At 36.4% G+C, this 25,729-nt stretch carries 22 protein-coding genes and 1 pseudogene; 18 read left to right on the top strand and 5 right to left on the bottom strand.

Annotation, left to right across the window (positions count from 1 at the left end):
• Positions 1-57 precede the first annotated feature (57 nt).
• The 10 genes and pseudogenes from U9M49_RS10985 to U9M49_RS10940 all read left to right on the top strand — a co-directional run bounded on the left by U9M49_RS10985 (position 58) and on the right by U9M49_RS10940 (position 12,327).
• Positions 58-1,878, top strand: a complete 1,821-nt coding sequence (locus U9M49_RS10985; protein ID WP_322909797.1) for a nucleoside-diphosphate sugar epimerase/dehydratase — start codon at positions 58-60, stop codon at positions 1,876-1,878.
• A gap of 16 nt (positions 1,879-1,894) precedes the next feature.
• A pseudogene (galU, locus tag U9M49_RS10980) lies at positions 1,895-2,734 on the top strand (UTP--glucose-1-phosphate uridylyltransferase GalU).
• A 490-nt stretch (positions 2,735-3,224) separates the two neighbouring features.
• Positions 3,225-4,340: a DegT/DnrJ/EryC1/StrS family aminotransferase gene (locus tag U9M49_RS10975; protein ID WP_322909914.1), complete on the top strand. Its 1,116-nt coding sequence runs from the start codon at positions 3,225-3,227 to the stop codon at positions 4,338-4,340.
• The gene (locus U9M49_RS10970) at positions 4,340-4,984 is read left to right on the top strand and encodes a sugar transferase (RefSeq protein ID WP_322909796.1); all 645 of its coding nucleotides are present in this window, start codon (positions 4,340-4,342) and stop codon (positions 4,982-4,984) included. Before U9M49_RS10975 ends, U9M49_RS10970 begins: the two co-directional genes overlap by 1 nt.
• Positions 4,981-5,598 (top strand): acetyltransferase, encoded by a 618-nt coding sequence (locus tag U9M49_RS10965; RefSeq protein ID WP_322909795.1) that lies wholly within the window; start codon positions 4,981-4,983, stop codon positions 5,596-5,598. Before U9M49_RS10970 ends, U9M49_RS10965 begins: the two co-directional genes overlap by 4 nt.
• A gap of 3 nt (positions 5,599-5,601) precedes the next feature.
• Positions 5,602-6,894 (top strand): glycosyltransferase family 4 protein, encoded by a 1,293-nt coding sequence (locus U9M49_RS10960; RefSeq protein ID WP_322909794.1) that lies wholly within the window; start codon positions 5,602-5,604, stop codon positions 6,892-6,894.
• On the top strand, positions 6,869-8,188 hold the full coding sequence (locus U9M49_RS10955) for a nucleotide sugar dehydrogenase (RefSeq protein WP_322909793.1): 1,320 nt from the start codon (positions 6,869-6,871) through the stop codon (positions 8,186-8,188). Before U9M49_RS10960 ends, U9M49_RS10955 begins: the two co-directional genes overlap by 26 nt.
• A 23-nt stretch (positions 8,189-8,211) precedes the next feature.
• Positions 8,212-9,321, top strand: coding sequence for a glycosyltransferase family 4 protein (locus U9M49_RS10950; protein WP_322909792.1), 1,110 nt, complete (start codon positions 8,212-8,214; stop codon positions 9,319-9,321).
• A gap of 157 nt (positions 9,322-9,478) precedes the next feature.
• Positions 9,479-10,780: an O-antigen polymerase gene (locus U9M49_RS10945; protein WP_322909791.1), complete on the top strand. Its 1,302-nt coding sequence runs from the start codon at positions 9,479-9,481 to the stop codon at positions 10,778-10,780.
• 335 nt (positions 10,781-11,115) lie between these two features.
• A complete protein-coding gene (locus tag U9M49_RS10940) occupies positions 11,116-12,327 on the top strand; it encodes a hypothetical protein (protein WP_322909790.1) in 1,212 nt (403 codons plus the stop codon).
• A gap of 361 nt (positions 12,328-12,688) precedes the next feature.
• On the opposite strand, the gene U9M49_RS10935 is transcribed toward U9M49_RS10940, so the two are convergent.
• From U9M49_RS10935 to U9M49_RS10925, 3 genes are all read right to left on the bottom strand, one after another.
• The gene (locus U9M49_RS10935; protein WP_095371666.1) at positions 12,689-13,009 is read right to left on the bottom strand and encodes a DUF4387 domain-containing protein; all 321 of its coding nucleotides are present in this window, start codon (positions 13,007-13,009) and stop codon (positions 12,689-12,691) included.
• Positions 13,010-13,029: 20 nt separating this feature from the next.
• Positions 13,030-14,412: an acyclic terpene utilization AtuA family protein gene (locus U9M49_RS10930; RefSeq protein WP_322909789.1), complete on the bottom strand. Its 1,383-nt coding sequence runs from the start codon at positions 14,410-14,412 to the stop codon at positions 13,030-13,032.
• 129 nt (positions 14,413-14,541) lie between these two features.
• Complete coding sequence (locus tag U9M49_RS10925) at positions 14,542-15,285, bottom strand: GntR family transcriptional regulator (RefSeq protein WP_322909788.1); 744 nt, start codon at positions 15,283-15,285, stop codon at positions 14,542-14,544.
• Positions 15,286-15,466: 181 nt separating this feature from the next.
• Here U9M49_RS10925 and U9M49_RS10920 point away from each other — a divergent pair, with 181 nt between their 5' ends.
• Both U9M49_RS10920 and U9M49_RS10915 read left to right on the top strand, forming a co-directional pair.
• Positions 15,467-16,828, top strand: a complete 1,362-nt coding sequence (locus U9M49_RS10920) for a TRAP transporter large permease subunit (protein ID WP_233435189.1) — start codon at positions 15,467-15,469, stop codon at positions 16,826-16,828.
• A 10-nt stretch (positions 16,829-16,838) separates the two neighbouring features.
• Complete coding sequence (locus tag U9M49_RS10915; RefSeq protein ID WP_095371670.1) at positions 16,839-17,108, top strand: hypothetical protein; 270 nt, start codon at positions 16,839-16,841, stop codon at positions 17,106-17,108.
• A gap of 370 nt (positions 17,109-17,478) precedes the next feature.
• Here U9M49_RS10915 and U9M49_RS10910 read toward each other — a convergent pair whose 3' ends face one another.
• The gene (locus tag U9M49_RS10910) at positions 17,479-18,165 is read right to left on the bottom strand and encodes a metalloregulator ArsR/SmtB family transcription factor (RefSeq protein ID WP_322909787.1); all 687 of its coding nucleotides are present in this window, start codon (positions 18,163-18,165) and stop codon (positions 17,479-17,481) included.
• A 118-nt stretch (positions 18,166-18,283) separates the two neighbouring features.
• Here U9M49_RS10910 and U9M49_RS10905 point away from each other — a divergent pair, with 118 nt between their 5' ends.
• A complete protein-coding gene (locus tag U9M49_RS10905) occupies positions 18,284-19,189 on the top strand; it encodes a DMT family transporter (RefSeq protein WP_322909786.1) in 906 nt (301 codons plus the stop codon).
• 44 nt (positions 19,190-19,233) lie between these two features.
• Here U9M49_RS10905 and U9M49_RS10900 read toward each other — a convergent pair whose 3' ends face one another.
• Positions 19,234-20,058: a hypothetical protein gene (locus U9M49_RS10900; protein ID WP_322909785.1), complete on the bottom strand. Its 825-nt coding sequence runs from the start codon at positions 20,056-20,058 to the stop codon at positions 19,234-19,236.
• 386 nt (positions 20,059-20,444) lie between these two features.
• Between U9M49_RS10900 and U9M49_RS10895 the strand changes: the two genes are divergently transcribed.
• The 5 genes from U9M49_RS10895 (at position 20,445) to U9M49_RS10875 (ending at position 25,723) form a co-directional block, all read left to right on the top strand.
• The gene (locus U9M49_RS10895) at positions 20,445-21,647 is read left to right on the top strand and encodes an acyl-CoA dehydrogenase family protein (protein WP_322909784.1); all 1,203 of its coding nucleotides are present in this window, start codon (positions 20,445-20,447) and stop codon (positions 21,645-21,647) included.
• 106 nt (positions 21,648-21,753) lie between these two features.
• Positions 21,754-22,776: a methionine ABC transporter ATP-binding protein gene (locus U9M49_RS10890; RefSeq protein WP_095371675.1), complete on the top strand. Its 1,023-nt coding sequence runs from the start codon at positions 21,754-21,756 to the stop codon at positions 22,774-22,776.
• Complete coding sequence (locus U9M49_RS10885; protein WP_322909783.1) at positions 22,766-23,428, top strand: methionine ABC transporter permease; 663 nt, start codon at positions 22,766-22,768, stop codon at positions 23,426-23,428. The genes U9M49_RS10890 and U9M49_RS10885 overlap by 11 nt, the downstream gene beginning before the upstream one ends.
• A gap of 13 nt (positions 23,429-23,441) precedes the next feature.
• Positions 23,442-24,323: a MetQ/NlpA family ABC transporter substrate-binding protein gene (locus U9M49_RS10880; protein ID WP_322909782.1), complete on the top strand. Its 882-nt coding sequence runs from the start codon at positions 23,442-23,444 to the stop codon at positions 24,321-24,323.
• 14 nt (positions 24,324-24,337) lie between these two features.
• A complete protein-coding gene (locus U9M49_RS10875) occupies positions 24,338-25,723 on the top strand; it encodes an LLM class flavin-dependent oxidoreductase (RefSeq protein ID WP_322909781.1) in 1,386 nt (461 codons plus the stop codon).
• The last annotated feature ends 6 nt before the right edge of the window (positions 25,724-25,729 follow it).

Below are 25,729 nucleotides of genomic sequence, written 5' to 3'. Positions count from 1 at the left end.
TAATAAGTAGGCCCGATCCTAAAGGAAGAAATCATTTAGGTAAGAGGGAGATGGCTAATGACTTATCAAAAAAGGATGACTTTTTGGGTGGCACTTGATTCCATTATTGTGCTATCAGCTATATATATAAGTTATTTTACTTTGCATCCTAGTTTGCAGTTATTAAGTTCTAAATTATTACTCGTAACGTCTATTAGCCTGCTCGTGAGTCATCACGTATTTGCTTTTATTTATAAGTTATATGATAAAGCTTGGGAGTACGCTAGTATCGGAGAGCTACTTGCTATTGTCAGAGCAGTAACCTTTTCCATCGTCGTTACGATTATTCTTCAACAACTGCTAGTAGGTCATGTGGGCTATCGTGCCATGATTATGACTTGGATGTTACATGTCCTCCTGATTGGTGGATCAAGATTTTCTTGGCGTATTTATCGTGATCGATACATTAAGCCACAAAACCAAATGGAACGAGCACTAATTATTGGCGCAGGTGCTGCTGGTACAATGCTTGTTAAACAATTAAAGAATCACCCAGAAACCGGAATATTGCCGGTTGCCTTTATCGATGACAATCGAACGAAATATAAGCTGCAAATACATAATGTGCCTGTCGTTGGTCAGTCTCATCAAATCATCGAAAAGGTAGACACCTTGCTGATTGATAAGATCATAATCGCAATCCCTTCTTTAAAAAAAGAAGAAATGCAAATAATCTTTGATGCGTGTGCACAAACGAGTGCCAAAACCGTTATCATGCCAAGAATTGAAGACATTATGGTAGGTAATCTATCCGTTAATCAATTCCGTGATGTACAGGTTGAGGATTTACTTGGGAGAGATCCAGTTCAATTAGATATGGAGAGCATTTCAAAAAAAATAACCAATAAAGTCGTGCTCGTTACGGGTGCAGGTGGTTCCATTGGCTCTGAAGTATCAAGGCAAATATGCAAATTTTCACCAAGTAAAATTCTTCTCCTCGGTCACGGGGAAAACTCGATTTACCAGATTGATATCGAGCTAAGAAAAATGTATGAACAAACAATTGAAATCGTACCGATCATTGCTGATATTCAAGACCGCGATCGCATCTTTGAAATCATGGAGATCCATCAGCCTGACGTCATCTATCATGCAGCTGCACATAAACATGTGCCACTAATGGAATTCAACCCAAAAGAGGCAGTAAAAAATAATATTCTAGGGACGAGAAATGTAGCTGAAGCAGCCGATACTTTTTCCGTAGGCACATTTGTTATGATTTCTTCCGATAAGGCAGTGAATCCAACAAATGTCATGGGCTCAACTAAACGAATTGCCGAGATGATTGTCCAGCAACTCGACCGACAAAGTGATACGAAATTTGTTGCTGTACGATTTGGTAATGTTCTTGGTAGCCGAGGCAGTGTCATTCCATTATTTAAGAAGCAAATTCAACAAGGTGGTCCCGTAACAGTGACACACCCTGATATGACTCGTTACTTTATGACGATTCCTGAAGCATCAAGATTGGTTTTGCAAGCAGGTTCGTTAGCGAAGGGCGGAGAAATCTTCGTTCTTGATATGGGACAACCGGTAAAAATTGTAGACCTTGCCAAAAATTTAATCCAACTATCCGGATATAATATTGAGGATATAGGGATCCGTTATACAGGAATCCGCCCTGGTGAAAAAATGTATGAAGAACTACTAGGCGAGAAAGAAGTGCATGATGAGGCCGTTTTCCCAAAAATCTTCATTGGCAAAGCCATCTTAGAACAAGAGAACGAAATTCAATATCTAATCAGTGAATTTACAAAAATGAACCAGCAAGAAATCAGCGAGTTTGTCGTGAATCTAGCTAATCGTAGAAAGAATAAAATGTTATCTCTAGTCGAATAAATGAGGAGTGGTAGAAATGAAAAAAGTAAAAAAAGCGATTATCCCTGCAGCAGGCTTAGGTACAAGATTTCTACCTGTAACAAAAGCTATGCCAAAAGAGATGTATTGAATCGTCGAAGAAGCAGTGGCATCAGGTATTGAAGACATTATTATCGTCACTGGAAAAGGCAAAAGAGCGATCGAGGATCACTTCGACCATTCCTATGATCTAGAAGAAAACTTGTTACAGAAACAAAAATTCGACTTGCTCGAAAAAGTGAAAGAACCATCAAAAGTCGATATTCACTATATTCGCCAAAAAGAACCGAAAGGGCTAGGACATGCTGTTTGGTGTGCCCGCAAATTCATCGGCGACGAACCATTCGCCGTCCTTCTTGGTGACGATATTGTTGAAGTAGAAACACCATGTCTGAAACAGCTCATCAATGAATACGATATCGGTGTGCAAACTGTCCCTATGGAAGAAACGCATCGTTATGGCATTATTGACCCGGCGATACAAAGCCATCGTCGCTACCAAGTCAATCACTTTGTTGAAAAACCAGCAGAAGGAACGGCTCCTTCTAATCTAGCAATCATGGGAAGATACGTGCTCACGCCAGAAATCTTTATGTTCCTTGAAAAACAACAACGAGGAGCAGGCGGTGAAATCTAACTAACCGACGCCATCCAGGAATTAAATCAAATCCAACGCGTCTTCGCCTACGACTTCGAAGGCAGGCGCCATGACGTCGGCGAAAAACTCGGATTCATCAAAACAACAATCGAAATGGCACTCAAAAACAAAGCACTACAACCAGAACTATTAACCTTCCTAGACGAAAAATTAAAAGAACACAAAAACAGCACTATATAATAGTAGATTCTCGGATTTTTTTTCAAAAATCGGTCAAAGAAACGAAAAAGGTGATGTCTTCTAACCTTTATCAATGAAGGCACTCGGTTATGCTGTGGGTCTTGGATAGACCTTAGACTTGGTTGTCGGTAGTGTGGTGTGAGGTGGGGTTGGATGCCCTGTTTAATTTATATGAAGTAACTTCATATGTTGAGAAAAGTTATTAGTAGTTTCAAGGTAAAAGCGTTTATGGCTATTACGCTGTAACTGCTTTTTCTTTGTGTTTAAAGATGATAAGAATCTCACAGTCAGGTCTTTGCAATGGTTTTATCAATCATTTTTGTAAGAAATAGAGATGGATTGAATAGATTTTCCAAGGTCTTCGGATTAGATAACGTTTAGTGGGTTAGTAGTTGATTGGAATGGAAGAATAACTAATTTTAATCAAGTACTAATCTACTAATATTTAACTTAACAAGGGAAGGAAGTCTAGAAGATGAAGTCGACAAAAGTGAAAGAAAGAATATCCCTCTCTTCACCACATATGAGTGAGGAAGGTTATGAAATGCAATATATAAAGGAAGCTTTTGATACAAACTGGATTGCACCCCTTGGTGAAAACGTAAATGGATTTGAAAGAGAGCTTGCTGAGAAGGTTGGTTCTAAAGCTGCTGCAGCACTGTCTTCAGGAACAGCTGCTATTCACTTGGCTCTTAAAGCAGCAGGAGTTGGGGAAGGGGATATTGTTTTCTGTCCAACACTTACTTTCTCGGCTACTACAAATCCAATTATCTATCAAAATGCTATTCCTGTATTTATTGATAGTGATTATGAAACTTGGAATATGAGTCCGAGTGCTTTGGAAGAAGCATTTGACAAGTATCCAGAAGTGAAGGCCGTAATTGTTGTTCATTTATATGGTTTGTCCGCAGATATGGATAAGATTATGGAGATTTGTAAGAAACATAATGTAGCGGTTATAGAAGATGCTGCGGAGTCTTTAGGTACTTACTACAAAGGAAAGCATACAGGGACTTTTGGTGATTATGGCATATTTTCTTTTAATGGGAACAAGATTATCACGACTTCAGGTGGTGGGATGCTTGTTTCTGATAATGAAGAACGAATTGCAAAGGCGAGATTTTGGGCTACTCAATCAAGGGATCAAGCAAGACATTATCAACATAGCGAAATAGGATTTAATTATCGAATGAGTAATGTGGTTGCAGGGATTGGTAGAGGGCAGCTTAAAGTGTTAAATCAAAGAGTTGCCAAAAAGAACTACATTTTTGAGTTTTATAAAAGAGAACTTGGTGGTCTTGAAGGTGTTGAATTTATGCCTAGTAATGAATGGGATGAACCAAATTACTGGTTAAGTTCGATGACGTTGACTGGTAAAGTAAGACCGATTGATATTTTTGAAGCATTGGAAACTGAAAACATCGAGTCAAGACCAGTATGGAAACCTATGCATTTGCAACCCTTTTTTGAGAAGTATGATTTTGTAGGTGCAGGCGTTTCGGAGAATTTGTTTGAGAATGGTGTATGTTTGCCTTCTGATACGAAGATGTCGGATGAGGAATTGGAAATAGTTGTTAAAACTATTAAAAGGTTGTGGTTAGAATAATGAAGAATTCCAAAGGTAGTATTTATAGAATGTTTGTAAAAAGACCGATGGATTTTACACTTTCATTAATGGCTATTATTGTTCTTAGTCCAGTATTTTTAATAGTTGCTTTACTTGTGAGAACGAAGTTAGGTAGCCCTGTGCTATTTAAGCAGAAACGACCTGGGCTTAATGGAGAGATTTTTCTGATGTATAAATTTAGGACCATGACGGATGGAAGAGATGATAATGGGGAGTTACTACCTGATAGCATTAGGCTAACAAAGTTTGGTAGGTCACTACGCTCTACATCTCTTGATGAACTACCGGAGCTTTTTAATATTATGAAGGGAGATATGTCCATTATTGGTCCCAGGCCATTATTGGTGCAGTATTTACCCCTGTATAACAATTATCAAAAACGACGTCATGAAGTCAGACCAGGGCTATCTGGTTTAGCGCAGGTTAGTGGTAGAAATGCGATTAGTTGGGAAGATAAATTTAATCTCGATGTAGAGTATGTGGACAATGTAAGTTTCATTGATGATTGGAAGATAATATTACTGACTATAAAAAAGGTGTTCATTAGAGAGGGCATTAATTCAGAAACTGCTGCAACAATTGAGCCGTTCAAGGGAACCAAAAAGGAAAGAATGGAAATATGAAAAGCAAACTTTTAATAATTGGTGCTAGTGGCCACGGGAAAGTTGTTGCGGACATTGCAATAAAAATGAATAAATGGCAGAGTATTGCTTTTTTAGATGACGACAAAAGCCTTAGATCATCGATGGGTTTAGAAGTAATTGGCACTTCAGATGATGTTTTTACACATATAGATGATTACGACATCTTTGTTGGTATTGGTAATAATGATACAAGGAAAAGAATTCATGAAGTGCTAGAGACTGTAGGAGCTAGTATTCCTATACTAATTCACCCTAATGCGATAATCGGGAATCAAGTTGAAATAGGGGACGGGACAGCTGTAATGGCAGGAACAGTAGTTAACTGTTGTACTAAAATAGGGAAAAGTTGCATCGTTAATACCGGCTCAACAATTGATCACGATAACTGTATTGGGAATTTTGTTCATATTTCACCTGGTGCTCATTTAGCAGGTTCGGTCAAGGTTGGCCAAGGATCTTGGTTAGGTATTGGCAGTGTAGTTAGTAATAATATAGCCATCACTAACGGATGTATAGTTGGAGCAGGTTCTGTTGTGGTTAAGGACATATCTAAACCTGGGATTTATGTAGGAATCCCGGTTAGGAGAGTATAGAGTATGAAAAAGAATATTTGGATCTGGAATCATTATGCTACAAACATGTATAAAGACCGAGCGGGAAGACATTATTGGTTTGCAGAAAATTTAGTGAAACAAGGATATAACCCTACTGTTTTTTGTGCATCTACAGTTCATAATTCAAATGGAAATATTGATACTGGTAGTAATATTTATACTTCAGATATGAGTAATGGAATCCCCTTTGTATTTGTGAAAACACCTCAATATATTGGTAATGGACGACAAAGGATTAAAAACATGTTTTCATTTTATAAAAATCTTTTTTGTGTATCGAAAGAATTTGCAGAACAATATGGTAAGCCGGATATAATAGTAGCTTCAAGTGTGCACCCTCTTACCTTAGTTGCAGGAATAAAAATAGCAAGAAAGTTAGGAGTGCCATGCATTTGTGAAGTAAGAGATCTTTGGCCAGAAAGTATTGTTGCGTATGGTGCCTTAAAAAGAAATAGTGTAATTGCTAAAATATTATACCAAGGCGAGAAATGGATATATAAGAATGCCGACTCTATCATTATGACATGGGAGGGAGGCAAACAATATATTATGGATAAAAAATGGAATAATCAGATAGATTTAAATAAAGTAAAACATATAAGTAATGGTGTAGTAATTAATACATTTGATAAAAACAGCGAAGAACATAAGGTAATAGATTCAGATTTAGATAATAAAGACTATAAAAATGTTGTATATGCTGGTTCTATCAGGAAAGTAAATAACATTGGAATGTTGTTGGATGCTGCAAAAATAATTCAAAATCAGGGTCAGAAAGATATTAGATTCTTAATATATGGTTCAGGTGATGAGAGTGAGCCACTTCAAAAACGCTGTAAAGAGGAAGGTATTAATAATGTCATATTTAAAGGACGAGTAGAGAAGATGTATGTACCTTCTATTCTTAAAAAGTCTTATATTAATATACTTCACAATTCAAGTACATCACTTGATAAGTATGGTCAAAGCCAGAATAAATTTTTTGAATATTTGGCAGCAGGTAAATGTATCGTACAAACATATACAACTGGTTATAGTATTTGTGAAAAATTCAAATGTGGAGTAAGTGCCCCGGTACAAAACGCAGAAGAAATCGCTAAAGCTATAATTTCAGCTAGTAGTGATGAAAGAAAAAATAGTTTAATGGGGAAAAATGCACGAGAAGCAGCTTATCAATTTGATTTTAATAGATTAACAGAGAAACTGATTAATATTATTGAAAGTATAGATGAAAGTGAGGAATTAACTAATGAACCTGTACGACAAACTAGTTAATAAAGAGGAAAAAATAGCAGTCATTGGATTAGGGTATGTAGGAATGCCTATAGCGGTTGCTTTTGCTAAGAAGGTTAATGTTATCGGATTCGACCTTAATACCGAAAAGATTGAGCAGTATAAGATTGGAATAGACCCAACCAATGAAGTTGGTGATGAAGCTATAAGACATACTACAGTAGATTTTACCTCAGATCCAACTAAGTTACAGGAGGCAAAATTCCATGTTGTGGCTGTTCCCACACCTGTAAAGGCAGATAAAACGCCCGACTTGACTCCTATAGAAGGTGTAAGTAGAACAATTGGAAAAAATCTTATTAAAGGGTCAATTGTAGTGTATGAATCTACAGTGTATCCAGGAGTAACAGAAGATATTTGTATTCCTATTCTTGAAAGAGAGTCAGGCCTTAAATGTGGAGTGGATTTTAAAGTAGGTTATTCTCCAGAACGTATTAACCCTGGTGATAAAGTGCATCGATTAGAGAATATTACAAAGATTGTTTCCGGCATGGATAAGGAATCTTTAGAGGAAATTGCTAATGTTTATGAGTTGGTTGTAGAGGTTGGAGTACATCGTGCCGGTTCTATTAAAGTAGCTGAAGCAGCAAAAGTTGTAGAGAATAGTCAACGTGATATAAATATTGCATTTATGAATGAATTAGCTATTGTTTTTGATCGTATGGGTATAGATACGCAAGAAGTTGTAGAAGCAATGAATACTAAATGGAATGCTTTGAAATTCCAACCCGGATTAGTAGGAGGACATTGTATTGGAGTTGATCCTTACTATTTTATTTACGAAGCAGAAAGACTAGGTTATCACTCACAGATTATTTTATCTGGTCGACAAATAAATGATGGTATGGGTTCATTTGTTGCAGATGTAATAATAAAAAAATTGATTCAAACTAATAAAGTTGTTAAACAATCCAATGTAGTAATTCTGGGTATTACATTTAAAGAGAACTGTCCTGATACCAGAAATTCCAAAATTGAGGATATTATAAAGCGGCTAAATGAATATGAAATAGATCCAGTCATTATTGATCCTTATGCTGACCCTGCTGAAGCAAAACGGGAATACGGAATAGATTTAGTTCCATTTGATATGATAAATAATGCAGATTGTGTTGTATTTGCTGTTGGTCACGATTATTTTAAAGATTTGACTGCAGTGCAGATTGACGGAATGTTTAAGGATTTACCGAACAAAGAAAAAGTAATTATTGATGTTAAAAGTATTTTAGATAAAAAAGAATTACAAGAAGAAAATTACTCTTATTGGCGTTTATAATTCTGAATTATAAGGAGTTAAAGATGAAGGTACTGCATATTAATTCATATTTTAATGGAAGTATGTTTTATAAAAATTTGTATGATAAGCAAATTGAAAAAGGAATTGACTTAAAAGTATATGTACCAGTGAATTATTCTACGAATGTATCAAACCTAAATCTAGGTGAATATACAACTATTAGTTCTAATCACGGAAGGAATGAAAGGTATATATTTCAGGTGAAACATTCTAAGATATATAAGGATATTATTCGAAAGTTAGATGTAGAAAACTATGAATTGATTCATGCACATTCTTTATTTTCCAATGGATATATAGCTGAAAAAATATACGAAAAATATAAAATACCATATATTGTTGCAGTTAGAAATACAGATGTATATACTTTTTTTAAATATATGGTTCATTTAAGAAAAATAGGTATAGATATCTTAAGGAAAGCTCAAAAAGTAATATTCCTTTCTACTGGATATCGAAATTATATTATTGATAATTATATTCCAGAAGAACTCAAAGAACAGATCAAAAGTAAGTCAATTGTAATTCCAAATGGAATTGAAGACTTCTGGTATGATAATAAAACAGGAAATAAAATACTTAATAAAAAGAAAATTAAATTAATTTATGTTGGTAAAATTAATAAAAATAAAAATATATCCGCAACTATCAAATCAATTGAGATTCTAATAAGAGAGGGTTTTGAAGTTTATTATACAATTGTTGGTAAGATTGAGGATGAAAAAATTTATAATAAGATTAAAGAATTACCTTTTGTTGAGTATTTGGGGGCTATGACAAAAGAAGAGTTATTAGAAGTATATAGGAATCACGATATTTTTATCATGCCTTCAATACATGAAAGTTTTGGTTTAGTATATGCAGAAGCAATAAGTCAGGGACTGCCTGTGGTTTATTCCGAGGGCCAAGGGTTTGATGGTCAATTTGAAGAAGGTCTAGTGGGTAATTCTGTAAATCCGAGGTCTCCAGAAGATATTGCTCAGAAAATTAATTCAATTATAAATAAATATGATGCAATTTCTAAGAACTGTTTTAAATTATCACATAAATTTAAATGGGAATTTATCGAGCAGGAATACAATAATATTTATTCGAATATTATCAAAAATTAAAATTAAATTAGGTTTATATAATTAACAGAAAATATTAGTATAATTCAGCTCAGATTAATATTAGTTATGTTTGAAAATATATAAGGTGTATAAAACATAACATCCCTAATAATTCTCTTCGAGTAATAAATTTTTGGTAACGGATTGAGGGGAAAATATGTTTAGTCAAAGTTCAAACAATAAATCAAATTCGTACTTTTTTAATAGAAGTATTAAATCGATTATTTTATTATGCTTTATTTATATATTTCTGTTAATGAATTATTATTATGTAATAGCTGATGTTTATAGTTATCTAGGCCATACAGATAAATATTTTTCATTTAATAAATTATTTATTAGTCTTTTAATAACATTTATATTAATAAATTTATCACTCTTTATAAGGCGAGATTTCTATAAGATAATTTATAGTGTAACCATTGTACTTTATTTTTTTGGGCAATCAATTAATTATATCTATAATGATTCTGCATTTGTAGTTCTTCTCTCTATGACTGTTCCTTTAATAGGTATTTTTATTGCGGACAAGATCGATGGAAATCGAACTATAAAAAGAACAGTAATAGATTTAAATGATAAAATTACTAGGATTTTTATAGTCGTATTGATAATAATTACTGTAGTTCCCTTTTTTAAATATATAGGTACGGTGAATCTAAGTAATCTATTATTAATTGACATATATTCGACGAGGGAAGAAATGCGACAATATGATAGAGGGATATTAGGTTATCTATTCTCACCTCTATCTCGAATAGTACTCCCGTTTTTATTCGTATACGGGATTATAAAAAAGCGAATGATATTAATCGCTATTTCTTTACTTTGTATGATTTCGATGTTTTTACTTAACGGTGCAGTTAAAAGTATTTTTTTTGGGATACTTTGTGCGGCTTTCTTTATTAAAGGTAACTATAAAGCGAAGGAAAAAAGGTTCCTTCATTTAATCCTATGGATTAATGTAGTAGGTTTTATGTCTTTCTTTATTTTTAATTCAACAATGATTAATGATTATATTAGAAGACTATTTATTACACCTGCAAGTTTGTTTGACATATACTATAAATATTTTAATGGAAATTACACCTATTACACTCATTCAGATATTTACTCTATTTTAACTAGAACTGAAAATAATATATCTATTAGTCGTTATATTGGTGAATATGTAATGGGTAGAGAGGGGCTAAATGCTAATACTGGTATATTCGTAGAAGGATTTATTAGTTTTGGAATACTTGGTGTGATAATATTTTCCTTGATTTTTATGCTTATTTTAATTTTCCTTAGAAAGATGAATTTTATAAGTAGTTATTTCGGGATAATATTTGTTTATATTTATGTTATTAATACCTCATTCTTTGAAACGTTATTAATAACTCATGGTTTAATGTTCTTTTTAATCTTCTCCTTTCTATTTTTCCAAGAGAATGGTAAAGGAATCCAGAAGGAATAACTAGGAGAATTAAAGTTTATTGATTTTACACACAGAATTGCTGCTCTAGTCCATTCAGGGAACACAAAGGTTGATTTTGGTGAAGCCCTTTTAACTATGGTGGGGAGTATGTCCCTAGTCTGAATATTAACGCATTATATTTCCGGTTATTCCCTATCCCTATTCAATACAGATATTGTTGCCTTAAAGGATTAAAATTTATATGGATTAGCCAGAACATATGTGCCTTCGCATAGTAAGAAAGCGAAAAAATATAATTTTAATAATTAGCAAAATTAGTAGTTGACAAGTCTTACATTTCACTTGGCATGTGTATATTTTAAGGAGTACCCTCTATGAGAAAAAAGTTAATTTATGATTCTATTCTGAATATAATTGCAACGTCACTACCATTAATAATTCTTCAATTAATAATATTGCCTATTACAGGAAATATAATAGGAGACGCAAATTATGGATTAATGGTAACGCTGGTCAGTTTATCAACTCTACTAAGCCATCCACTTGGTAACGTGCTAAATAATGTAAGATTACTTGTAAATGAGGACTATCAAAAGAATAGACACATTGGTGATTTTAATATTTTACTAGTTAATAGTATTATTATAAATTCAATTTTAGTTATTGTTGGAACAATATATTATGAGGGACAGACTTCTTTTATTAATATAGTACTAATCTGGGGGATTTCTTGTTTAAATTTAGTTAGGGAATACCTTATAGTAAGTTTTAGACTGTCTCTAAATTACAAAGGGATTTTAGTAAATAACATTATTTTGGGTATAGGTTATTTGGTTGGTATGCTTCTTTTCTATATATATGAGTACTGGCAATTTATTTATATTGTAGGAGCCCTTTTTAGCCTTTTGTATATTATTATGAGATCAAATCTATTAAAGGAAGGATTTACTACTACTATCCTGTTTAAAAATACGTCATACAAAGCTGTAATTTTATTTTTGTCGACTTTTATGAATACTGTTCTTTCGTATGCTGATAAACTTATATTATTTCCATTACTCGGCCCAGCTGCTGTATCTGTTTATTATACTGCGACTGTTCTCAGTAAATTAATTACAAGGGTAATAACACCTGTAACTAGCGTAATGTTAAGTTATCTTGTTAAAATGCAAGAATTTAAAATAAAACACTTTTCCTTACTTATAGGTTTAATGACTGGTATAGGTCTAGTTGGGTATTATATTATCGTTGTAATCAGTGAACCAATGTTATATTTTTTATATCCACAGTGGGCATCTGAATCGATGCAATTAATTTATATTACAGCTGCAACGACTGTAGTAGGTTTAATAAGTTCTGTAATTAATCCAATAATATTAAGGTTTAAGAATATTACCTGGCAATTGGGAATTAGTGGGGTAAATTTAATAATTACCATTATATCTGTATTTATATTTTATTATTTGTACGGATTATTAGGTTTTTGTATTGGTATGTTGATTTCTAGCATTTTAAAATTAATAATGATGATCTTTATATTCTTTTTAAATAATGGAGAAATTAAGAAAGAATCATTGAATGTTTGAAGAGTATTCTTATAATGTTCTTTTTGAGATATAGCATAAGGGAATTTATAAAGAAATTATATAATCAACTGCTTTCTTGTAAGTCTAATGTGAGAAGGGTTTAATTATCTTGGTTATATCTTATCATAGAAAGTAACTTCTTTTTGTAAAACAAATTTTTGGAAAAGGGTTATATTTTGAATAATTTTGCTGAATTGAATCTAAGGGGAATACTAGTTTCATTCATTCTCTTTAATAGGAGATAAGAAGTAAATTTATTATAAAAGGGTAAAGTATGTACAATGCCTCATTACAGAGTGGTTATGAACTATAGAAAAAGGAGGATTTCTCCTCCCTTTTTGATAAGGTTTAGATAAGAGTTTTACACCGGCACCTCCACCCCCAACAAAGGAGGATACTGCTGACACCCAAATATATCTCCTTCACCTGGACTACCACTCGGGGCGGTTCTGCTGATTGTAAATTTAATGGCGTAGGCAGGGTCAAACTCTACTAAATCAGTGATGCGATCTTTGTTGATATGGAAGAGTGCGGCAATGCTTTCTTTGTTTATGACACCGCTTTTTTTGACTAAATCATAGTTTTCTTGTTCTCGAAAAATAATGTCAAATGTGATGCGATCGGTTCCTGCGTTTTTACTTCGAATGGTCTTGGCTAATTCAGCTAAGGGTTTTGTGTTCATGTTATACTCACTCCTCTTCATTACACTTTAATGGTTTCTTGTATTGTTTCAATGTTTAGTTCGAAAAGAGACATAGGGTCTTTAACTGGTAACGTATGATTAATGGTCCATGAATAAGAAGCAGTGGAAGGAAGGACCTCGTCTACAATAAATGCAGCTGTACCAGCCGTTCCCTTTACTTCTGGTAAGCGTGCGTAGAAGATTTGTCTTGTGCCCATGAGTGTAATCGCTTCGGCTAGTTCTTTTGTGTCTGCGATCCCTTCGACTACAATGCCGAGTTCATGTGATTGAATATCTCGAATAGGTTCCATTTCACCCATCACCCCATTTTTGCCGAATATACGGTAGTTCAGATGATAATTTGTAGTTGGGAATTCTTCTTTTACTTGTTCTTTGCTTAACTGTATGACTTTATCAATATGTTGAATGGTATAAGGGTCACGAACTCCTGCTATACCAATATATTTTTCTCCGATTTTACCAGAGCCTTCTATTTTTATTTTTGTGTCTCCTTGAATAGGTATATATTTTTGACCCGTAATTCTGGTGGTCTTTTCATCGTATTGTTCGTATTTGCAATGGGTCATGTCAAGCATACCCCCGGCAAAGTATTCAAAATAAGGATTTGACCTCTCATACATTGCATGGCCCGCAACGCTAGCAATGGTACATTTTTGATGCGGTGCCATTGCAGTGACCTTTACATCATTATGTGTAATCGTACCAATTACACTTTCTTTCGCCCCGTAAGGTTCTGCACAAAATGATGCACATTCGAGAACTTTACCTAAATAATAGGCATGTTCCTCTGGGAATCCTTCGAAAATAGCTGGCGCTGCGAAAACAGCGCAATCGCTTGAGCGGCCACCAATAATAACATCTGCCCCCATTTCTAAAGCCTTTACATAAGGGTGGATGCCTGCTACTGCTACCGCCCTAGTTGTCTTTTCAACATCTACTTTTGTTAAATCCTCTCGATTATCTAAACCTTCAATTCTAGTACCTTCTTTGATTCTGTCAGCTAAATATACTGTGTCTACATCAGAGTAGAAGTAGGCAATCTTGAAAGGTGGAAGTTGATGTTCCTTAGCTAAATCCTTTATGATCTCTACATATAAATCTACTCTGCTTTTCGTACCGCAATCACCCGCAGAACCGACAATCATTGGTACATTTTGTTCACGTGAGGCGAGCAACATTAGTTCAAGATCATGCTTTTGCCATTGGTACATACTTACTGACCGGTCTGCACCTAAAGCTGCAGCTCCAATATCGTCGCTTCCTGAATCGCAACAATAATAATCAGGTTTTGTAGCAGCTGCAATATGAAAGCTCTCCTCTTTTGTTGGGGCAAATCCTAAATGTCCATTTGGACTAACAATTCTTAATTGTTCTTTTGTCATAAAAATTCCTCCTTGAGCAAAATTGTTATAACCACTTAATACAATATAATACACTGATAAAATTATTTGTCAATTCAGAATATAATCAACAAATAAAAAAAGCCAACAAAAAAGTTGGCTAGGGAGGTTTCACAGTTTTCTTTTTATAAAAAAGCGATATTGGTCACCGCGATAGTAGGCTTCCCTATATTCTAAAGGATAAGCATCTTTATACATGATAGAAGTTACTTGGAAAATGGGCCAACCTTCTTCAATTTGCATTGTAGATGCAAGTTCCTTATTTGCTGTATGAGCTTCAAATGTTTGTTCTAAGTGAGTCGGCTGATATGTATTTGTTAACTGATAGAGATCCAATGTTGAAAAAGGTTTACCTTGTGTTTCCATTGCTTGTGCATTTGGCATGATGGTTTGACCGACAGGTATAGAAAAATAACTATTATAATAGACCATTGGTTGCTCATCACCGTATCCGATGAGTTGAAGATTACTTACATAATCGGTCGGTTGAAGATTAAGTATTTTAGCCATTTGGACAGAACTGAGTACTTGTTTGTTTGCTAATATTTTGGTTGAAGCAATAACCCCTTGTTGCTCTAACATTTGTTGAAAACTATTGATTTGCTCTAAAGGTTGTTGTAACTTGGTTTTTCGTGAAATAAAAGTGCCCACTCCATGTGTTCTATAAAGAATACCTTGGTCTTCCAATTGTTTAATAGCTTGACGAATGGTAATGCGGCTTACAGCAAAAAGTTCGCAAAGTTCCCTTTCGGAAGGGAGTTTTTTACCGGCCTGCCAAGTTTCTTCATTTACTTTTTCCTGAATAAGCTGTGCAACTTGTTCGTAGAGTGGTGTAGAACTATGACGATTAAGCATTTTTAACACCTTCCTGATCCAACTTAGTTTATGTGATTATAACATCTAAAGGGAAATAACTACCATATTTTAATAAGATTTAGAAACTTCTGAATACTTGTTGAAAAATTGAAAATACCTGCTATAATATCAAATAAATTGATATAACCACTTATGACAAATTGGGGAGAGAGGGATGTTAATGCCTGCTGCTTTATGGATACTATTAGCATTATTAGTCTTTGTAGCTGTATTTTTCGTGGTTTTCAAGCGACCTATGTATGAAATAATGGCTCTTACCTTTGTTTTTATCATTGCGATTACAGGACAGTGGAATAAGTTTTTAGAGTATTTATTGTACCCTTCCACAAGTAGTTTATTTTATGTGATTTTTGCCTTTATGGTTATTGCTGTACTTTTCGATGCAACAAATGTTGTTAATAGAATTGTGCAGATTATGATTTCCTTAGTTGGGAGATTTAGAGGAGGAGCAGGCTATGTTGCCTTATTAGGGAGTACATTTATGGCATCATTGTCGGGGACAGGTCCAGGTAATGTTGCAACAACCGGTGTGTTTACGATTCCAATGATGAAAAGGACAGGGTTTCCTCCGCATTTTGCAGCAACAACAGAGATGTCAGCAAGTATGTTAGGTAATATTATCCCTCCAGCTGGAATTATTGTTTTGACATATGGTGTGCTTGAAAAAGTTTCGCCTGGTAGTATCACATTAAGTGGATGGATGGTGGCAGCATATAGTATTGGTGTTTGGTTCTTCGTCCAAAGATGGTTAACGTTGTATGTGCTTTGTCGCGTTTATAAAGTACAGCCGATTCCTGCTACAGAAATTCCTTCATTCAGTAAAAGTTTAAAGTCAGGTTGGGCTACTTTATTTATTCCAATCATCATATTCCTCCCCCTTTTCTTAGATGCACAGGCAAAAGATTGGTTATTAGGTAGAATTGGGGAAAGTGGTAGTGGGGCCTATTCTAGTTCCGTATTAATGTTTACCCCTGGTTTAGCTGGAGCTTATGCTGTTTTTATCGGTAGAAAGTCGTTTGCTAAAAGAAAAGAATTTCTATCAAAAATGTTTTCAACTTTTTCAGGCTCACTTCAACAAGTAGTACCTATTGCGGTTACCATTTATTTTGCTTATGCTACTTCACAGGCTTTCTCTGGAATTGGTGCAGAAAAAGCAATTGAAGAATGGTTTGTCTCATTAGGTTTAAACATTACGCTCCTTATTATTATTATTCCAATATTCTTTATGGTTCTTGGAATGGTGTTACCTGGAACTGCGCAAGTAGCTATTCTTGGTGGTGCCGTAATTGCAGCCGCCAGTGCACTTGGAGGCGACCCTATTCTATTTGCAGCATTATTACCAGCTATGACAGGTGCGCTTGAGGGAATGACTCCTCCACTCGCATTAGGCATGTATGTGGCGATGGGGATAGCAAACTCTGATTTTACAAAAACGGTCAAACTCTCAGTAATATGGGTTATTCTTCATTTAATATTGTGTATGATCTTACTAACTGGCATACTACCAATCTTAGGGTTATAGGGGTGTTGATATGAGTCTATTTAAAAAGATATATGGAATGATTGCATTGATTACATTAACTTTGGGGTTCATTGTGGCAATCCTTTTTCTAATAGCTATTGTTATGGGTGGGAATCAGGGAGAATTAATAGCCAGTTTTGCTGGTGAAGTTATGAATTGGTGCATTAAGTTAGCGGCGATTGCAGTATTGTTCGGCATTATTGATATATATATACGAAAAGAACACTCATTAACGATGAAGAGTGAGGGGAAGAAGGAGGAGGAAAAGTTATATATGTAAGGTTTGATATGAAGCCTATAAGCAGAGCCAACAAACCATATGAGATTTTGTCTTTCTTACCTTGATAGTATAGTAGGAAAGGAACGTTCAATAATATTTTACAAGAGGCTGCCAACCAGCAGCCTCTTTCATTTTATTCTCCGCAACTGGTATTGTGATGTTTAGATGTTTACCGTAATTCTCTTTACAACTATCACTTTTTTTATTGCTGAAGCTGCGCTTAGTTGTATAAGTGATTAGTTATATAAATGGGAGCTGTATTTGACAAATTTTTTCCTTATTTCCCGAGAAATGATTAATGATGTCGTAATTTGTTTAGAAGTTAGTGTCTATTTAGAACATAATATGAGAAATAGTACTTGAAAAGAAGTCATATTGATAGTCCAAAAAATTCTTTAAAGCCAGATTTTCCCTCGCTAGTTATAACAATCTCCCTCGAGTTTTCTCTAGATTCTAACCACCCCAATTCGATATATCTTTCAAATAGACCATTCCCTAAAGCGCCGCCTAAATGGTGTGTACGTTCACTCCAATCAAGACAAGCATGGCAGAAGGAGCGGCGTTTTCTAGATAGAGCAATTAAATCTATTCCTAATTCTTTGAAAAAGTGCTCGCCTTTTGTTGTTATGATGAACCTCTTATTGGATTTCTCAATATATCCTTCTTCTTGCATGATATTGGTTAAATTCACACTCAGACGTCCGGCTAAATGGTCGTAACAAGTTCGGGCGTTTTCTAATCTTTTTAGTTGGCTTGATTGTTTTAAAGAGCGAACTTCAGGTGGAGGGGAGATGGACATAAATATTTCTAGTGTGTTGGCCACTTCCTCGTTTGCTAAGCGGAAATAGCGAAATCGGCCATTTTTTTCACTGATTACGAGATTGTTTTCTACTAGTTTGGCAAGATGAAAGCTGGCTGTCTGGGGTTTAATGGTGGCCATATAAGCTAGTTCGCTTGCTGTATGGAATTTTCCATCCATTAAAGCTGCCAGTATAGTGGCTCTAGATTTTTCAGCAAGTAGCGCTGTTAGTGCCGTAATATTCGGATGTATACTCATTTTTTCACACCTCTGTAATCCATACTTCGATAATTATCGTATGATATAGGTTTTATAATAATACGAAGAAAACCTATTTACAAGGTAGGTGGGAGTATTTATTGGGAGGATAGTATACATGAAGAAATTCAACTTTTTTACTTTAATTATGTTGACTACAGCACTAATGGGTTCGTCTTTTGCGATAGGGAAAATAGGGCTAGGTTACTCATCCCCTTTGTTATTGGCAGGTTTACGTTTTTTTCTAGCTGGTTTAATCATGATGGTGATTGTGTTGATACAGAAGAGGGAGCACCCTAGTAGCATGAAAAATTGGGGGAGAGTGCTATTAATAGGTTCTTTTCAAACAGCTGGGGTCATGGGATGCATATTTATCAGTTTAAGAACGATAACAGCAAGTGAATCTTCTATTTTAACTTTTATGAACCCGCTATTAGTCATCATTTTTGGCACTATTTTATTGGGTCACCGTTATAAATGGTATCAGTGGAGTGGTGTTGTCTTAGGTTTCGTAGGCGTAGGAATTACATTAGGGGGCATTAATGATTTTAGGATTGGTCTAGTGTTTGGCGCTTTTTCTGCTGTTTTTTGGGCTATTTCTACTTTATTAGTTAATCGCTGGAGTGAGCGTTTCGATACATGGGTGCTTTCTGCTTATCAGATGTTGTTTGGTGGCGGCATTCTCCTATTTTTTAGTAGCGTATTTGAAGAACCATTCTTTCATGTGACGAAGCATTCAGTGCTTATTTTGTTATGGCTAAGTATCATGTCCTCTATTGTGCAATTTGCGGTTTGGTATTTCCTTTTACAAAAAGGCAATCCAGGGAGGACGAGTTCCTATTTATTTTTAGCTCCATTCTTTGGTGTTTTGACTGGATACGTCTTGCTTGATGAACCTATTTCTTTTTCACTTTTAGTTGGGGGTTCATTTATTTTATTAGGCATCTATCTGGTAAATAATAGCTTCAAAAAAGAAGTTGTAGGCGAGACTCCTTTCGTACAAAATAAAACAAAAAGTGGATAATAGATAAACAAAGAGGTCGCCATCCTGAGGCGACCTTTATTCACTCATTCTCTGCAACTATACCCTGAAATATCACTACTACCAAATGCACCATACCGGCCAGATGGCCAAAATACGCCTTGTGTTTGCCCGTTTGCGTCGTGCCCTGTAATATGCATTAATAGTATTTGCCCGTCTGTTAATTGGATGATGCTCCATTTGTTTACACAGGCGGAACCTTTGCTTTGTAGAATGTTTTTGGCGGTTTGTGGATTTTTTAGTAGAGAGTGATATTTGTTGACGGTATAGTGTGATGGTGGTGCGGGTAAGGCAGGTGCTGTTGATCCTTCCTCACCAGCGTTTTCATCCGATTGTCCGTTGCCATTTGTCCCACTATTGCCTTCTGATTGCCCGTTTTGTCCGTTTGACTCGTTCGGTTGTGGGATGAGTTCGGTTAGGTCCTCTAAGCTTGGCATGCCGCCATTTGATCCAGACTCTCCCTGTCCAGGAAGGATGTCTTGTAAGTTTGGTAAACCTCCACCATTACTGTTGGATCCGTTTTGTCCTGGTAATAATTCTTGGAGGTTTGGCATGCCCCCTCCATTCCCATTTTGCCCTGGTAGGAAGTCAGCTGGATTGGGTATACCGCCACCATTATTTTGTCCGGGCATAAAGTTACCTAAGTTTGGCATGCCGCCACCGTTATTTGGTGAGCCTTGGCCAGGCATGAAATCATCTAAGTGTGGGGCACCGCCTGATGGGGGCCCATCTCCTCCTGAAAAGCCGCCAGCTCCAGGAAATCCCCCCGGTAAGCCGCGAACGTTATGGTTGTTATAGCTCTGAGGTTGATAATAAGGTTGTGGCCCGAACGGACCGTAATAATAATACATGTTGTGCCTCCTCATGCAAATCTCCGTATAGTGTCTAGATAATTTATGATGAAATTACCTATTTGTGAATGATTTTGCATCTGTATGAGGTATTTTAATGATATTACTATTTCCCTGTACTTTCTATAGTATGGAGGGCTATTTGTATAAGGGGTTGAATGGTTTGAAATAATGAATAATTCAATATTATCTAAAAATGATGTTGACATCTTTACTGTAACCGTATAAGATATGATTAATTTATTAAAAAGATCGGTTGCCGACTGGGACACTAGAGGCTCTCTACACAGCGTGTTAAAAGCTGTATGGGGAGTCTTTTTATTTTTATAATTCCTACTAAATACATAAGAATAAATGGATTAAAACATTAAAGAGGAGTCGTGATGATGACAGAAAAAGAGCTAGTAACATCAGATGTAGCAATTGCAATAGATTCCTGTGATATGGAGGACCTGTTAACAGCTATTGCGCAAGATGCGAAAAAGAGAAGAAATGATGATAGTGATGCCAGACCTTTTTATGCGATGAGATTAATTAAAGAGAACAAAATAGGGGCATTGAGGGTACCTAAAGCGCTTGGCGGAGGCGGCATTCAATTGAAGGAATTAATGCAATTTGTCATCCGCTTGGCCGAAGCGGATCCAGATGTTGCTCATTTATTAAGGTCTCATTTCTCACACGTGGAACGGTTGATCCAGCTAGGGGACAAAACGAAACGCGAACAAGCGTTAGAGAAAATTGTCAATGGCGAGATCATCGGTAATGCTTATACGGAAATCTCAAAAAATGCGGCAGGCAGCTCAAAATTCGAAACCACCTTATCCGAAAACGGAGAGAATTTTCGATTAAACGGTACAAAGTATTTTTGCACTGGAACGATGTACGCTGATTGGGTTAGCGTCATGGCAGAAACGTCGGCAGGTAAAATTGTCTCTGCTTTTATACCGACAGATAGAGAGGGCGTCATCATCAAGGATGATTGGGATGGATTTGGTCAAAAAGGCACAGGAAGTGGAACGACCATCTTCAAAGATGTCACGGTCTATCCTGAAGAAATTAAGGAATTTCAAGAAGATAAAAAATCATTTAATGCTTTTCTGCAACTGATTTTACAAGCCGTGATTGCTGGTATTGTCCGTAATGTGGTGACAGATGCAAAGGAATTGGTACATAAACGAAAACGAACATTTAGTTATGCACCGGCAGAACAACCGAAGGACGATCCATTGTTGCAACATAAAATCGGTGAGATTGCGAGTATTGCCTTTGCTGTAGAAGCAACGGTGCTAGCGGCTGCGGAGTCGTTAGAACTGGCGACGAATAGAACAGGTGATTACGAGCTTGACCATGATGCGTCTTTACGGGCAGCACAGGCAAAAGTAGTTGTGGATGAATTAGCCTTAAAGGCAGCGACCCTTCTTTTTGAGGTAGGAGGTGCATCAGCAACGAAACAGTCAGCCTATTTAGACCGCCATTGGCGCAATATCCGTACAATTTCTTCCCATAATCCAACTGTTTATAAAGCCCAAGCGATTGGTAGGTACATCATTAACGATGAAAAACTCCCAGTAGGGGTTGTTTATTTTTAATTACAACTAAAGTAAGCCGACTAGACTAACTAAAGGCAGACTTCTTCTATAGAGGGCTGTCTTTTTTGTTATATAAAGAATTGAGTTTGTAAGAGGGGGAAATGGTTTGATTCGATTTACAAATGTAAGTAAAACATTTGGTACAAAGGAGAACGTCGTAAAAGCCGTTCAAGATGTGAGTTTAGAAGTAGAAAAAGGGGAAATTTTTGGGGTGATTGGCTTCAGTGGCGCAGGGAAAAGCACATTATTGCGTCTAGTTAATCTGCTTGAGCGGCCAACTTCAGGGGAAATCGTAGTCAATGAAAAGAGAATAGATGCACTCTCCCAGAAGGAGCTGCGCCAACTTAGAAGTGGCATTGGGATGATCTTTCAATCTTTTAATCTTTTTAGTTCGAGAACGGTGTATGGCAATATTGCATACCCACTTAAGCTTGCCGGTTGGCCAAAAGCAAAACTAGATCAAAGAGTAAAGGAAATGCTGAAGTTCGTTGGTTTAGAGGATAAGGCAAATAAATATCCGGAAAGCCTATCAGGGGGGCAAAAGCAAAGGGTAGGCATCGCACGTGCTTTAGCAACATCACCAGACATTCTCATTTGTGATGAAGCCACATCTGCTCTTGATCCAGAAACAACTGAGGAAATTCTCCAGCTACTATTGAAGGTGAATAAAGAGTATAACATTACGATTATGCTGATTACCCATGAGATGCATGTGATTAAGAGAGTTTGTAATCGTGTGGCTGTCATGGAGGATGGCAGAGTGATAGAAGAAGGTCAAGTATTTAATGTGTTTACGAAACCACAGCACGAGACGACCAAGAATTTTATTCGCTCCGTCCAGAATGACCAACTTTCCTCACATCTATTAGAAAAATTACAAGAGAGCAAGCGAGGGAAACTGTATCGCATTATTTATAAAGAGGGGGTCAGTAATCAGCCCATCCTATCAAAAATTAGTAAGAAATATCAGGTGGAATTCAATATCCTCTATGGCAATATTAGTGAACTGCAAGAAAGATTGTTTGGTAGTTTAATAGTCGAATTCATTGGTGAGGAAGCAGAAGTAAATCAGGTGATTGAGGAATTAGAAAAAATAGTTGAGTTGAAGGAGGTACATTATGCAAGTTGATTGGGCGACATTTTGGCCAAGAATTATCGAAGCCACTGGGGAAACGATTTTGATGGTAATTCTGACTTTAATCTTTGCTACCATTCTCGGCCTCGTAATTGGTTTGTTACTCTTTGTCTCGCGGAAAGGCAATATTTTAGAGAATCGCTGGGTTTTCTATTCATTGAACTTATTGATTAATATTATCAGACCGATTCCATTTATCATTTTTCTCGTTGCCATTAGTCCATTTACGAGAATGGTTATGGGAACAACGATAGGGACGGCAGCGGCGGTATTGCCGATGACGATTGCCGCAGCTTTTGCCGTTGCTAGAATTGTTGAGAATAACCTCGTCTCAATAGATCCCGGAATTATTGAAGCGGCACAGGCAATGGGCGCGAGTCCTATACGAATTATCTTTACGGTTCTTATCCCGGAAGCGCTTGGACCACTCATTCTTGGTATTACATTCATCACTGTTGGGCTAATCGACTTCTCTGCTATGGCTGGTACAGTTGGTGGCGGCGGATTGGGTGATTTAGCGATGACGTATGGATATCAACGATTTGATACTTCAGTCATGATTGTCACGGTTGTCATCCTTATTTTACTTGTGCAAATCGCGCAGTTCTTAGGAAATATGCTTTCAAGATTCTTTTTAAGAAGATAAAGGGGTGTTTTGAATGAAGAAAAGAAAGTTTGTTTTCATATTAGTACTATTACTTGCAACATTTTTAAGTGGGTGTGGTTCCGATTCAGCTTCGGGTGATACGAAGCATGTCAAAATCGGTGTTACAGGATCAGACGGTCAATATTGGCAAATTATTCAGGAGAGAGCGAAGGAAGAAGGTATTGAAGTGGAGTTGGTCGAGTTTTCCGATTATACATTACCGAATAATGCCTTAATAAACGGGGAAATTGACGTGAACTCCTTCCAACATTTAGCGTTCTTAAGTCAGTTTATTGTTGAAAATGACGATGCAGATATCAAACCGATTGGCTCAACGGTCGTTGCACCGATGGGATTATACTCAGAAAAATATGAGAGCCCAGAAGATATACCTGATGGTGCGACAATTGCCATTCCGAATGACCCTGCTAACACAGGCAGAGGATTAAAAGTATTAGAAGAAGCTGGCTTGATAACATTGAAGGAGGATGTTGGCTTATATCCAACACCTGATGATATTGTAGACAATCCACGCAATATAGAGATTTTGACAGTTGTCGCTCAACAAACACCGAGAGTCTTACCTGACGTTGCCGCTTCAATTATTAATAGTGGGATTGCTGGTCAAGCAGGCTATCTACTAGAGGATGCGATTTATCATGATGATCCACATAGCGAAGAAACAAGACCTTACTTAAATGTTTTTGCGGTTCGTGGGGAGGATGCGGAGGATAAGACATATCAAACGATTGCCAGAATTTATCAAGAAGAAAAAGTAGTTGAGGCTGTAAAGGAAGATTCCAATGGCGGGAATGTTGTCGTTGATATTCCTATTCCTGAATTACAGGATACGCTTGATCAATTATTAGAAGATATCAAATCTGGTAAACAGTAGAAAGGAGAGAGTCGATGAGTAAGCAAATCCAATTGAATGCATTTGAAATGGCAGGTGCGATGCATAATTCACATGGGTTATGGAAGCACCCGCAAAGTAAAAGGCATCTCCATTACAATGATTTGTCTTATTGGACAGATTTAGCAAAGCTATTAGAAAGGGGCAAGTTTGACGCCCTTTTCTTTGCTGATGTGGCAGGTGTATATGATGTGTATCAAGATAGTAAAGAACCAGCTATAAGAGACGGTTTGCAATTTCCCTTAAATGATCCAGCGATGATCATTTCGGCGATGGCAAGTGTGACAACTGACTTATCATTTGCTGTGACAGTTAGTACGACATATGAACATCCTTTTAGTCATGCCCGCCGGTTTTCGACTTTAGATCATCTAACAAAAGGAAGAATTGCGTGGAACATCGTGACTTCTTATTTGCCAAATGCAGCGAGAAATTATGGTTTGAAAAATATGGTCAAACATGATGAACGCTACGAGCGGGCAGATGAATTTTTACAGGTAGTCTATCAATTATGGGAAGGTAGTTGGGAAGATGGAGCTGTTATTGCAGATGTCGAACGAGGGATATTAGTTGAACCTGATAAAGTCCACCCTATTAACCATGAGGGTCAGTATTATCAAGTAGAGGGCCCACATATGACAGACCCTTCTTTACAAAGAACACCAGTGATTTATCAAGCAGGTACATCTGTAAGAGGAAAAGAATTCGCTGCTACGCATGCAGAGTGTGTTTTTATTGGTGGCCCAACAAATGAGAAAATACGTGAGCATATTAAGGATATAAAAGCACGTGCAGAAAGACACGGTAGAAATCCTGAACATATAAAGTTTTATACCTTTTTAAATGTGATTGTTGCGGAAACGAACGAAGAAGCGGAAGCGAAATATGAAACGTATCAAAAACTGTGGAGTGCGGAGGCTGCAAAGGCACAGTATGGTGGTTCGAGTGGCTATGATTTATCACAATATACCGATTTAGATGGTTATTTTGAATACAAGCATACGGAACATGGACAATCGCGAGCAGCGTCACTAACAAAGGATGCGCCGAAAAAATTGACGGTGCGGGAAGTGTTGAACCGTTTTGAAACAATCAATCGTGATCATGTAATTGTCGGTAATCCTCAGGAAGTAGCTGATGCTATCCAATTTTTCTTTGAAGATACGGGGATTGATGGCTTTAACTTAGCACATTTTGTCACTCCGCAAGATTTACAGGAGTTCATTGATTTAGTGGTTCCTGAGTTGCAAGCGAGAGGATTGTATAAAAAAGATTATACAGAAGGAACTTTCCGTGAAAAAATATTTGGTAATGGGCAGCGGTTATTACCTAGCGGACATCCGGGGAGTAAATATCGACGAACGTATACAACAAAACTTTAAGGGGCG

Source organism: Cytobacillus sp. OWB-43 (assembly GCF_034651445.1).
Classification (GTDB): Bacteria; Bacillota; Bacilli; order Bacillales; family Cytobacillaceae; genus Cytobacillus; species Cytobacillus kochii.
Note: the sequence above shows the minus strand (reverse complement) of the source record. Positions and strands in the feature narration are given on the sequence as shown.